A 12,963-nucleotide genomic window follows, 5' to 3' on the forward strand; every position below is an offset into this window, starting at 1 on the left:
GCTGATCGTTTACTGTTACTGTCACAGCTTTGCCTGCAGTGAAACAACCCGAAGCATTTGTCAGCCTCACATAATATGTGGTCGTTACTACCGGGCTTACTGTTAGGGTTGCAGTGTTGGAAAGTACATTGGACAACGCAGCATCGCTGTACCAGGTGAAGCTCGCTCCTGTAATCGTACTTGTTGCTGTAAGTGTTGAACTAGCTCCTGCACAGATTTCCTCATCTGTAACTGTGATGTCCGCAACTGTCGGCTGGTCACTGACCGTTACCGTCACAGCTTTGCCTGCGGTGAAACAACCCGAAGCATTCGTTAATCTTACATAGTAAGTCGTCGTTACTGCCGGGCTTACTGTGAGGGTTGCAGTGTTAGAAATTAAATTGGATAAAGCAGCATCGCTGTACCAAGTGAAGCTCGCTCCTGTAATCGTACTTGTTGCTGTGAGTGTTGAGCTGCCTCCTGCACAGATTTCCTCATCTGTAACTGTGATGTCCGCAACTGTCGGTTGGTCGTTCACTGTTACCGTCACAGCTTTACCTGTGGTGAAACAACCCGAAACATTCGTCAACCTCACATAGTAAGTAGTAGTCGTCGAAGGGCTTACAGTTAGCGTTGCATTGGTGGAGATCACATTAGATAAAGCTGCATCGCTGTACCAGGTAAATCTCGCTCCTGTTATGTTACTTGATGCAGTTAGCGTTGAGCTAGCTCCGGCGCAGATTACATCATCAGCAACTGTAATATCAGCTAGGGTTGGCTGGTCGTTCACCGTTACCGTAACAGCCTTACCTCCGCCAGTAGGATTTTCACAGGTTCCATTCCCCTTCACAGTTACATAATAAATGGTTGTGGTAGCCGGGCTAACCTGATAGGATGCACCTTCATGTAATTTAGTCGCGAGTGTCGCATCAGCATACCAAGTAAATACAGGACTGACCGTTGATAATGAGCTGTTCAATGCAGCATTCAGCGTGACGCTCTCGCCTAAGCAGATTGCATGATCTGAAGCATTAATATCTAAAGCTGTAGAAGACCTATTGATCACAACATCAATTGGGTCAGAGAATTCATTACAACCAAATTCATTCTTCACTTCCACATAGTAACTACCCGTTTCCCTGGTCAGGAACTCTTTACCGGTAGCACCACTAATCGGCCCTTCTCCGTTATACCACTGATATGAATAAGCCACGGAAGAGGTAAACAGAATGCCATCACTCTCACATGCTACCGACGCACTGGCAGTGACATTAGGAATAGGAGGTAGTGCGATGAATTCAAGTGGTAAACTTGGTGATGCAGGACTCGGACAATCAGTACCATCATTCATAATGATTTTAACCGTATACTCGCCTGATTGGGTAGCGCTGATCCGGTTGCCCGTAGTTCCCGGACCGGTAATTAAAACACCATTAAGATACCACTCATATCTAAGCCCTGTTGTCGGACTCGCCCTTACCACGATACTGTTCCCTTCACATTGCTTAACCACATTGTTGGAGGAGATGGAGGGAGCCGGAGGTAGCGCCTTAACCGTCAGATTTACAGCATTAGATCTCACAGCGCATCCCAATTCACTGGTGACGAGCACCCTAATTTGCCTTCCATTCTCCGAAAGAGGAATATCAGTGAGGCTAAGGACTTCCGTATTAAAACCTGAAGCCTTCTCAGTCGCAGAAAAATTCATCCACATCGTGCCATCGAGATATTGCCACTGATAAGCATTGTTCGCCCCTGACGAGGTAACAGAAAAATTAGTACTACTGCCTTCACAAACACTATTATTGACCGGCTGACTTGTTATTCCAGGAAGTGCATTGACATGAATTAGGTAATCAGATTTTTGTCTTTCATTTCCCGATGTACCAATTGTAAACTCATACCTACCAGCGGTTGATGGCACGCCATTTAATCTGTAAACACCAGTGGCTGTCGCACCAGTCACCCCATTCGGAACGCTGCCTGTAACCAGTGCTGTGCCACCATCCAACGTATAGGCAATCTCTGTGATCGCGCTACCCTGACATACATCCTGTTCAAAAATATCCCGGTATTTAATATTGTTACAAGCTTCTGTTGCCGTCCCGTTAGCACATTCTTCATGTGGATCCGTGGGCTCCTGATCAAACACATGATTAGATGCATCCGGATCCGTCACATCATTAGGGCGCATAATGCTTGCTTCCAAGTGGATCCCAGTTGCGGGAACAACGGAGGCAATCGTTCCTGTGAATGTATATTCCATTTCCGCACCTGCCGGGAAATCCAGCGATGATCTGAAGGCACCTGCAACAAGGCTCTCGTTATTAGACTGCACCCCTGCAGGTACCGACACAGAAACATTTCCACCAGGAATATTTACTATTGACGGCCAGAAAAAAGCAAACTTTGCTCCTTCCACGACAATTGAACTTTCATTTTTTACCCGCACTTTAAACGATACCGGGCTGCCAGGTTTAAGATTGGTTAATACGGGTATGATGCTGACGACCTTCAAATCAGCCACCTTAATATTCATATTCAGGGCCTGCCCTTCTTCATTACTTAAAATGTAGGCATAGGTGTCCATAGCTTTGTTATTGCCATAACTAGCACTCCCCTTACCGTTGTTATTATTTGTGCTGCCATTACTTGTGGCGTAAGTCCCCCACTTATGGCCATTGGCGTTACTTGATAAACCATCTACAGAGTTATCTTTTGGATCTGACCTCAGATCTCCAGTACCACCAGTAATATCAGAATCGTTCCAATACACCCGATCGCTGTACACACTTTCATCGATAACGGAAGGATTGGGATTGATTGCATACTGAAGCGTATTTTCAGCGAGTTCTATAATGATACCACGAGGATTAATCTCCATATCAATATAAGGGAAATGCACTTCCGCAGAAGACAAGCGAACCTTAACCTCAGAGACCAGGGCTCCGCCGGGAATGAGGTTACCATCATCATCCTTACCATCCCACTTGATCCTGTTCTCGTTAGCAGTAGCTGCCCCAACGATAACGCGTTTTTTATTGTTGCCAAAAGGTATCTCAATCCTGTATGAACCCGGGACATTCGCATCAAATAAGATGTATCCACCTTTCTGACCGGATTGTCCGGGAGTACCCTCCGACCCGATAAAATTAATATTCGTCACAATTGGCACAACTGCATCTCGTTTCAGCCAGGTAGACGTGCGGACATTTGTTAACGCAACATCAGCATCTTGAGGAAGATCAGCAGATGGTGCATTATAAAAAATCTTGTGAGTGATCAGGTTGTTGGTCAAATCATCCTGACTTCTGGGATCATGCACTGCATTTAAAATTTCAGCAGCATTCGTAGTGTTGAGACTTTTGTAAATTGGTTGTTTAGCAGCGTCTATAAACCCTTTGTTGTTGGAGAAAAACGTAAATCCAAGTCCGTGATTTCCGTTATTCTTGACACGATAGGCACGTCCGTCTTTCGTAAGCACATAAGTGGTACCGTAGTAAGCTTTGTCCTCCGACTCAAAATTATCCGAAAGCTGCAGATTTAAAACGTTAGTATATACCCGGCCGCTAAGCCACCAGGTATTACCTGCATTACGTACCGAAATGTCCCAGGCCGCAATCAGGTTACTTGATCCGGGTTGAGTCCAGTTGTTGTCAGCCCTGACATCAGCTCCGGTCCAATACCCGGCATCAGTCTCAGACCCCGTTGCAACAAACTCGACCTTCCACACCCCTTCCTGGCCGGCACCAATGGTTAAATATTTCGGAGCATACCTGTTACCCCCAGCACCTTGGCCTGGGGACCTTGGCCCCGCCAGTTCCTCCGTCCTTGATGCAATCCGCCCTCCACTGCCGGTCAATACAGACCGGTTACCAGAGGGTGTAGTCACGTAGATCGTACCTGTATTAGTGTTGACTGCACTTGAGGCGATGGCAATGGTTTCTCCCACTTTGGCATATACAAAATGGGTTCCCAATGTCCTGAATGGGAAGGATACATTATTCCCGAGAACAGCTGCTGAATTATTTACATATAAAAACGCGCGATTACCCCTTACGCCACTTGGATATAAATCCTTACTACCTTCAGCATTTGCCTGCTTAAAGGAAAGAATCAGCAATAAGAAAAATAGCAGACGAACACTAACCCTGTAAATAGAATCGTATTCTAATCTGAGCGAATTTAGCATAAAGAATGACAATACAATTTTCCCAACTTCCCAGCAGATACACTCCGAGCCATGACCGCTAACTCATTGAAAACTTATTTTCCAAAAAAGCCTACTGCATGCAAACTGAAATTTTCTTTAGGGTTTAATATCGTTTACCACTCACAAAATACTCAGAATTTATCTCATAATTCAAGAAATCACATTAAAAAAATGTTTTTTCTATAAAAATCAAACCAGTAATAAAATTGGGACAAAAAAGTGCCTTTAAGCGTTTTCAACGACATTTACACCTTTACAAGAGCAAGTTCAAAAAAACAACAAGTAGAGATTTGAGGAATAAATTACCCATCAATCTACACATCAAACAACATTTAACTTAACATCAACAGATGCCAACATCGAAAAAGCCTCATATTTAATGGTGTAAATCAAAGAAAACGCTTGAAAAAACTAGTTTAACACCTAATTAAAACATAAAAAATATCAAATAATGACAGTTATAATTAATACTAAAAACACATTTATCACCAAAAGATAAACAACAAACACTAAATTGATATGGAAAAAGCTATAAAAAATTATAGAAAGAGAGGGAACTAATACTCAAGTTGTCGGAGATACAAAGAATAGAATCTAAACCAGACAATTCAGCACCAACCTTCACCAGATATAACACCAATAGCGTCAGAATAATGCCTCAATTGTGATCAGTATCATTTTTCAGGCACAAAAGACAGTATATATTTGAATCATAATTTATTCTTACTCGATGGATGTCGATAAAAGGGGTTGTTCCGGGAAGTTCAACCCCTTCCTTTTATATTCACAGTCCATAAATCGATATACCAAATACTCAACACAGACACCAGACAGAAATCAAGGATTAAAACCTTCCGGCAAACGAAAGTCCGGCTTTCCCTTCCTGATACAATGGCACAAGACTAAAATTCGTTTCATTTTTACCAAATAAAGCCCTTTTTAAATGCGGATACAATAAGTAACCCAATTTGGTAGAGGCAATACCCACACCCGCACCGGCAACGACATCAGTCACCCAATGTCTATTGTTATACAGCCTGAATACTCCAGTAGTCAACGCCACGGCATATCCTGCATAACCAATGAAAGGAGAAATGTCTTTATATTCCTGATTCAGAAACTCTGCTGAAGCAAATGATGTAGAGGTATGCCCCGACGGAAAGGCATCATAGGTAGTACCATCAGGTCTAAGCCGATGGCTGATCTTTTTTGTAAAAGACACCACACTCATCGAAATGGCCATCGACACCACATAATTTCCTGTAGCATCCACAACACTATTCTTGCCCTTTACTCCGGATAAATGAAGACCATATACGGCTGCCGCGGGCACATATCGCAGATAGTCATCTGCTTTTAGAGAAAACAGAGCATGTCGTTCCACCAGACGCTCCCTGGTATTCCGGTCAATATCATTGATAAAATTATTGCCGGATCCCATCAGTCCATAACCCACAAAAATAGCAGGTATAATAAAGGGAGCGACCCTAAATTTGTTTTCCCTTGTCAGCGTATCCACCCGTTGAGCTTTGGCCGACAAGGAAAAACATAATAATATTAAAAAACAGAACTTTACACGTATCATCCCCTTCAGATTTTATTTCAAAATTATATGCCAATTCTGAAATGAATCTGAAAAGGAGCCTACCCTTTATATTTTTTAAAAATTGAAGTAGCCGTATGTCCACCAAACCCGAAGGTATTGTTCATCACATACCCAATCTTCCTTGGAACCGAAGCACCCAATACGATGTTCAGCCCCTCAGGAATCTGTTCATCAAGCTCTTCAGTATTGATCGTTCCAGGTACCATATCGTGTTGAGCAGATAGAATACTGATCACACTTTCCAATGCGCCAGCCGCGCCAAGCAAATGGCCCGTCATGGATTTTGTTCCACTGATGGCTACATCAGCATCGCCGAATACAGACTTAATACCAATCAGCTCACTAAGGTCTCCAAGTCCGGTAGAAGTAGCATGGGCATTGATATAATCAATCTGATCAGCGCCGATACCGGCATCATGTAATGCCTTTTTCATTCCCTGTATGGCCCCCAGCCCCTCAGGGTGTGTACCTGTAAGGTGATAAGCATCAGCAGCCATTCCACCGCCAACCATCTCACCGTAAATCGTAGCACCCCTGGCGATTGCATGGTCATAATCCTCCAACACCAATGCTGCCGCACCTTCCGCGATCACAAAACCATCCCTGCTTTTATCAAAAGGACGTGAAGCCTGCGCAGGTGCATCATTGCGCTTCGACAAAGCCTGTGCTCCGTTAAAGCCTCCAACTGACGAATCTGTAATAGCGGCTTCAGAACCTCCGGCAATCATGATATTTGCTTTTCCAAGTCGGATGGTATCAAAAGCACTGATGATCGCTGTGTTGGAAGATGCACAAGCAGAAACGGTACAATAGTTAGGACCATGCAGTTTATGACGGATAGAAATTACCCCTGCAGCAATGTCGACAATCATTTTTGGAATAAAATACGGGCTAAACCTCGGCGTCCCGTCGCCGGTATGGTACTCTTTAAGCTGTTGCTCAAAGGTTCCGATACCACCGTTTCCAGTAGCCCATATTACACCAACCTCATAACGGGCAGCCTCATCCATCCCTGCAAAGTCGAGCCCCGCAGCCTGAATGGCCTGATCGCTGGCCGCAACAGCATATTGTGTATAAAGATCGTATTTCTTAAGCTCCTTCTTATCAAAGTATTCCAGCGCGTCAAAATCTTTGACCTCACATGCGAAATGGGTTTTAAACTTTGACGCGTCAAACTTCGTAATCGGTCCTACCCCACTCTTGCCAGCAAGGATGTTATCCCACAATTCACTGACAGAATTCCCTAGCGGACTGATCACCCCCATTCCGGTTATAACTACTCTTTTCATTCCTCTGTTTTTCTTTTTTTAATATGTAAATGGCCATAAAGGCCGTAATATATTCTGTTATTCACTACCCGGACGCTTCCGGTCTGTCCTCAACAGGTTGCTATATCCTCTCGCAATCATCCTCGTCCTATCCTCATTCCACACCTCACACTGTACATTAACAACCTGCCGCCCTTTTTTGATCACCAGCGTCTCTGCGATGATCACATCTCCCGCCTTCGCAGCATTAAAATAGTCCACCACATTGTTTAGCGTCACATGGAATACCGGGTCATCATAACAGATCACCGTGGCCCCAACCGCGTCATCAATAATTGCAGCAGTGATCCCTCCGTGCAAAATCCCCATCGGATTGGTCATTTCTTCGCGGATCAGGTATTGAAAGACCAACTTCCCTGTTTCCACAGAAATGATGGTTGGATTCAACCAGTTCATCAATGGAGAGGGCGAACGACTCACCTCTTTCCCTTCCTGTGCCTTTAAAAATTCTGACGGTTTCTGCATTTTTATTCGATTGACGTATGAGACATTCTTATGATAAAATCTTTAATGGCTTGCACCAGCACATCCATCACCTCCGGGCTCCTGCTAACTTTCGACATCATCATGCCCCCTTCCAGCAAAGCGATAATCGTTGTGGCCGAATCCCTGGCATTGGTATCTGCCTTAAATTCACCAGCTGCTTTTCCTCGCTCAATCAAGGCTGAAATCCTGTTTTTCCAGTTTTCAAGTCCCTCGGCGGCGCTCGCTCTCAGCACTTCATTGGTATCATCAGCCTCAACTGCGGTATTCAGCAAGGGACAGCCTCCATCGGGAAATGGGGTGTGCTCAAAACTGTGGTATACTTGTGCATGGGCCATCAGCTGATCTTTTGCGCTGGTATACAATGACATTCTATTGTTGATCAACTGTTGTATTAAAGACAGATTGTATTGAAATACGGCAAGTGCTACAGCTTCTTTATTCTCAAAGTTTCCATAAATGCTGCCTTTGCTGAGCTGCGTCGCCTCCGTCAGATCTGACAATGCTGTGCCTGCGTACCCGCGTTTATTGAAAAGGCCAGAAGTAGCCTCAATGATAAACTTACGCGTGCTCTCTGATTTCGGAACTGATTTCACGCTACAAATATACCGATCGGTATTTAAACAAACAACTTTAGTCGGTAAAAAAGAATATCAAATGATTGCAATAGAAAAAGGCCGCCCATTTCGCCCTCCAAGTCAGGAAGACGTCAACAGGCAGCCTATATATGATGGTGTAAAGAATTTTCTATTCTAATGTTTTCCTGTGTTTACAACCTTCTGAAAACGAAAGAACCTTGCTGGGTTTAATGACCAGATAAATACCCAGGCCGATAAGGATCAACGCACCGGTAATTCTGGACAATTCAAAAAAAGCAATATCTCTGATGGTAAAGATTCCACCAATCATCACAAGGAGCACCCAGTTGTCAATCCGGAAATTCTTTTTATATCCAATCCAAAGACCAGCCACCAGCATCAGGCTGCTCCAGCTGAATAGCCAATGCGGCACATCAACGCCCAGATTTCTCAGCAGAAAGACAATGCCGACTGCTACCAACAGTAATCCAAAACCTGAGTATTTACCTACCTTATTTTGTTGTTTGAAAGTTTCCATAGCTGTTTTTTCTTCAAAACTAGTTATGAAAACAGCCTTCCGCAATCAGAAGCTGTCAGACACCGGCAAACAACCGGTAAAAGGCGATTTATAATCGGTAAATGTTATACCTTGATCCGCTCGGTGACGACATTACCTGTTTCAGTATAAACACCTCTGATCTCTACATACCTAACATTTGGCAGCCAGAATGACCCACCCACAATACGAAGAAAAATTCTCTCCAGCTGGATCTCCTTATTATTTACCGTTACATATACATGAAACTTCTTGTCCCCATCCGAGATCCGCAGATACATCGGTATTTTCTTATGGGATACAAATCGCAACTCATAACTGTCCTTGGCCAACTTTTTAGTCTGAATACCATAGGCAAATTTGCGCTGAATATAATTGAGGTCTTCCTTTTCGCCCTTCTCAGCATAGCGCAACCAGTATACCAGAATAGGATCCTTCTCATCTACCTTTCCATGACCGTCATCATTCAGTTCACAGATGATGGTATTTGTATTCGGGTCACGCTGCAGGTAAAAGAGCTGATCTTTGATCCCTTTCGGTGTTGGAAACTTCAACGGTGAGGGGTCACTTTTATCCGTTGTCTGTGCCGCAACCGGCAGCATGCCTATCATCAACATCAACAACATCAGCCTGACCGCAACTTCAATCCTCTTCATAAACAATTATTAAAAATCAAATTTTACCCTTGCACGAATTCCCCATTCGGAGATTCCAGGATTATCCAGATACGTGAAACGTTTAACGGCATCAACCCTTAGCACTTTAAAAATGTTACCTACCCCAACACTTCCCTCAATATACGGTTCATTATTTAAAGAATGTGTAATGGTCTGACCTTCTTCGTTTTTGACAAACTGCATGGCAGTACTGCTTACTGATGGATCGTTCTCTGCTCGCAGTCCACCGTAAAGAGCTTTAACAGAGAAACATTCCCTCAGTTTCAGTTTTTTCAGCAATGGGATTTTGTTGAAGAAGAAACCATTAAAGTTATGGTCTACCATCACGCTCGCGTAACGATCACTCACAAACTCCAGGAAGTTCATCAGGTTATAAGAATTCAGTTGATACGCATAGGTCTGGTTGGCACGGTGGATGGCCAACAATGGAAAAGGAACTTTACCAATGATGTAGGCACCTTCAAGCGTCACATCGGTATAACCGAGCTGCGACAGGTAAAAACGCTTGTCAATGCTACCCATGAAATTATGATAGTTATATTCTCCACCCAATACATCTTTTAACCCCGCGGTATAGCGCAGGTTAAACGTTGGATACTTGTCGATAATCGGTGTTCTGTACAATTTCCCCTGATAGAACTTCTCATGCGGCGCATACCTCAATGAAAGGGTCACCTCTGATGTACTGATCTGGTTGATGCGATCCAGCGGATTAAGGGAAGAACCCCCGAAATAAATGGTTCCTGCCGGTGTCTGCTGCCATTTCCTCAGCCCAATGCTATAAGAGAAATGGTTTTCAAATTCCCTCATATAATCGATCCTGTAAAAATCGTTATACAGCAACATGTTGTTCTCACCACGTTTGAATGACAACAGGAAGTTGTCCTCCTGCACAAACTGCAGCTCCTGTCCGGGGATTTTAGTATCCCGCTGGAAGCTGGCACGAATGTAATTCTGCGGAAACGCATAAATAGACTTATTGTTCAGCGAGTAAGTACCACTTAAAAAAAACTTGAACTTCTCATCCTTAAATCCATAAGCACCATAAGTTTCAAAATAGTAACGTTTACTCAAAGCTGTCGTTGTTCTTCCTCCGAGACGCAGACGGAAGCCCTCCACCCCATTGAAACTATAAAAGGTATTCACCGGACCCATTTCAAAAGGTCCGAAGTCCTTAAACCCTGCACCTACCAGCGTGATGATGTCCATGGTTCTGGTGAAGGAAGGAATCTTCTGTAACGTATCGATATTCGTGTATACTTTCATACCTGCCGCAGTTAAAGGCTCCGGGCGATTTTTAGCCCAGAACTCTTCAGATTCTGCATTCGGAATAACTGCAGGCTCATTGATAGATGGCTTCACGTTAAACAGGCTGTCAGAAATCGGCTGGTTGATCTTATAATCCTTAAAGTTCACTGTCCGTTCACCCGTGAAACCTTTACCACCGTTTTTACTTAAACCAAAGTCGATCAGCAGGTTACTTTTGCTCAGGTGGTACCGGGAATCAGGATTTTTCTCAAAGTCCAGCTTAGCCTCCAAAGCACGTACGAAGTTCAGGTTGATGTGTTTATTTACTGACAGGAAAGCGTTTTGCACAGCATAATTCCCATCAAGTGTCACATATAAACGCCCCTCGAAAAGCAAATCGGTGTTGTTTCTAGGTGTAAAGGCTAGTTCCACAAGATAAGGTTGCTGGGTTTTGATGGTATCGGTGATGAAAAACTTATAAAATGAAGGTGCTGCATCAGCGATAGGGCTCAGCAGCTGATTGCTGACCACAGAAATGTTGTTATCGTAAATGTTGATGTCCTGATACATCCGGTCGAAGTAAACGCTCATCCCCTTCGTATCGATGAAACGTGCGTCAAAGTTCACCCGCTTATTGGCGACCTCTATGGTTTTCAGCTTCTCCGGATTTTTCCGGTAATAGTTATCGGATAATTTCTCCTCCTGATAAACGGGAAGGAAATTCTTGCCGCCGATCTTCGTGGAATCCTGCTCCTGGAACAGGAACTGGTAGTTGCGAAAAATCCGGTTGTTCTTAAATTTATCGGAAAGGTTACTCAATGAAAAAGCCATCAGCTCATATTTCTGGTAAGAAACATAATCATAGTTTTCCATTCTGTTTTTGGGCTTGTTCTCAATCACTTTACGGATCAGTGCCACAGCAGGATTTTCTTTATTTCTATATTTGGGCTTTTTACCTGCAGAAATCACCACCTCGTCCATCAGCATCGCCTCGGGCTGCAGCTGTACATTGACGGTTTGGCTCTGGCCGGATTTTACAGTTTTAGTCTGACTGGTATAACCAACATAACTAAACTTCAGTTGTGTAGAACCTGCATTTAACGTAATGTTATAATGACCGTCAGCATCTGTCCTGCCTCCTTTGGTGGTCCCAACAATCTGAAAGGATACGTAAGGCAGCGTTTCTTTGGTTTTCGCATCCGTAACAATTCCGCTTACTGTTGTTTGCTGGGCCACAGCAGAAAAGCCCATAAAAATGAGGAATAAAAAGCCTAGAGGGTATTTAATATAGTGCACGAAGGTTGATGTCTTTGTTTATAATAATTGACCAATTTGTATCAGATAGTCAAAGATACGGTCATGGTTCAAATTATGATAATCTATAAGTCAGCAGAACGTCTGTTTTGCATGTTATGACATCAAAATGAAAATCCGTTTAAGAAGTGATCACCTATTTCGCAACCCATGCTTCGGGATTCAACTTATCCTGGCCTCGCATAATTTCGAAATGCAGGATCGGGCCGTCTTCCTTTGCCGCTACAACACCAATGCTTTGTTTAGTCTCCACCTTATCTCCTTTAGCAACACTAACGCTCTTCAGGTTCTGGTAAATCGTAAAATAATCCCCATGAATGAGGGCCACGATATAAGTACCATACAACTCTCTAACAAAAAGCACCTTACCTTCAAACACCGCACGCACTGGCGCGCCATTTTCGGTAAGAATGTTTATTCCGTCATTGTTGTAGGTGGCCTGCCCTTCGCGATGCGAACCAAACCTTTCTACAATAGAGTATTGGCTCACCGGCCATGGCAACCTTCCGCGGTTGTTTTCAAATCCCGCAGAGAGTTTCGCAGCCTCAGGTGAGGCAGTCAGGTAATTGCTGTTGGTTTTCTCTTTCACCACAGGCACAGGGCGTCCCTCGGCAACAGCCTTCTGAGCAGCAAGACGCTCCTCTTCCTCTGCCTTCTTACGGGCCAGCTCAATCTCCCGCTGAATGGCATTGCGGATCGCACGGTCGATATCCGCCTGCTTACGTTTACTTGCCGCGATATCCTGCCTGAACTGTTTCTCCTGTTTACTAATCTGGCTCAGCATGACTGCCTGCTCAGATTTATTCTTACTCAGCTTTATCTTCTCCTTTTCCTGCTCGGTCAGCAAGCTACTCTTCTCCTTCAGGTTACGGTCAAGCACCCCAATCTTGTATTCAATATTTTTCTGCGTACCCTGCATATAGTCTACCTGTTTCTTGCGGTATTGACCAAATTGCTGAAAGTACTTGATCCTTTTATAGG

Annotated in this window: 8 protein-coding genes and 1 pseudogene; all 9 read right to left on the bottom strand. The window is 43.9% G+C overall.

Features of this window, described 5'->3' with window-relative positions:
- Nucleotides 1-4,171: pseudogene (locus PBAL39_RS24960) on the bottom strand (hypothetical protein); the annotation flags it as partial.
- An 865-nt stretch (nt 4,172-5,036) separates the two neighbouring features.
- Nucleotides 5,037-5,777 carry a phosphatase PAP2 family protein gene (locus PBAL39_RS24195; protein ID WP_039867670.1) on the bottom strand — a complete coding sequence of 247 codons (741 nt, stop codon included), beginning with the start codon at nt 5,775-5,777 and terminating at the stop codon, nt 5,037-5,039.
- A gap of 59 nt (nt 5,778-5,836) precedes the next feature.
- A complete protein-coding gene (fabF, locus tag PBAL39_RS24200) occupies nt 5,837-7,087 on the bottom strand; it encodes a beta-ketoacyl-ACP synthase II (protein WP_039867671.1) in 1,251 nt (416 codons plus the stop codon).
- A gap of 57 nt (nt 7,088-7,144) precedes the next feature.
- Nucleotides 7,145-7,591, bottom strand: coding sequence for a PaaI family thioesterase (locus PBAL39_RS24205; protein WP_008246786.1), 447 nt, complete (start codon nt 7,589-7,591; stop codon nt 7,145-7,147).
- Nucleotides 7,592-7,593: 2 nt separating this feature from the next.
- Nucleotides 7,594-8,205, bottom strand: coding sequence for a TetR/AcrR family transcriptional regulator (locus tag PBAL39_RS24210; RefSeq protein ID WP_008246790.1), 612 nt, complete (start codon nt 8,203-8,205; stop codon nt 7,594-7,596).
- A gap of 151 nt (nt 8,206-8,356) precedes the next feature.
- Complete coding sequence (locus tag PBAL39_RS24215; protein WP_008246792.1) at nt 8,357-8,725, bottom strand: LiaI-LiaF-like domain-containing protein; 369 nt, start codon at nt 8,723-8,725, stop codon at nt 8,357-8,359.
- Between the two features lie 104 nt (nt 8,726-8,829).
- Nucleotides 8,830-9,399, bottom strand: a complete 570-nt coding sequence (locus PBAL39_RS24220) for a DUF4833 domain-containing protein (RefSeq protein WP_008246794.1) — start codon at nt 9,397-9,399, stop codon at nt 8,830-8,832.
- 9 nt (nt 9,400-9,408) lie between these two features.
- Nucleotides 9,409-11,919: a DUF5686 and carboxypeptidase-like regulatory domain-containing protein gene (locus PBAL39_RS24225; RefSeq protein ID WP_008246796.1), complete on the bottom strand. Its 2,511-nt coding sequence runs from the start codon at nt 11,917-11,919 to the stop codon at nt 9,409-9,411.
- 199 nt (nt 11,920-12,118) lie between these two features.
- A partial coding sequence (locus PBAL39_RS24230) for a murein hydrolase activator EnvC (protein WP_008246797.1) occupies nt 12,119-12,963 on the bottom strand: 845 nt, incomplete at its 5' end.

It is taken from the genome of Pedobacter sp. BAL39 (genome assembly GCF_000170795.1).
Taxonomy (GTDB): Bacteria; Bacteroidota; Bacteroidia; order Sphingobacteriales; family Sphingobacteriaceae; genus Pedobacter.

Excerpts from the sequence above, each read along its gene's own strand:
- PBAL39_RS24195 (WP_039867670.1), bottom strand. The coding sequence starts at position 5,777 with ATGATACGTGTAAAGTTCTGTTTTTTAATATTATTATGTTTTTCCTTG.
- fabF (WP_039867671.1), bottom strand. The coding sequence starts at position 7,087 with ATGAAAAGAGTAGTTATAACCGGAATGGGGGTGATCAGTCCGCTAGGG.
- PBAL39_RS24205 (WP_008246786.1), bottom strand. The coding sequence starts at position 7,591 with ATGCAGAAACCGTCAGAATTTTTAAAGGCACAGGAAGGGAAAGAGGTG.
- PBAL39_RS24215 (WP_008246792.1), bottom strand. The coding sequence starts at position 8,725 with ATGGAAACTTTCAAACAACAAAATAAGGTAGGTAAATACTCAGGTTTT.
- PBAL39_RS24220 (WP_008246794.1), bottom strand. The coding sequence starts at position 9,399 with ATGAAGAGGATTGAAGTTGCGGTCAGGCTGATGTTGTTGATGTTGATG.
- PBAL39_RS24225 (WP_008246796.1), bottom strand. The coding sequence starts at position 11,919 with ATGGGCTTTTCTGCTGTGGCCCAGCAAACAACAGTAAGCGGAATTGTT.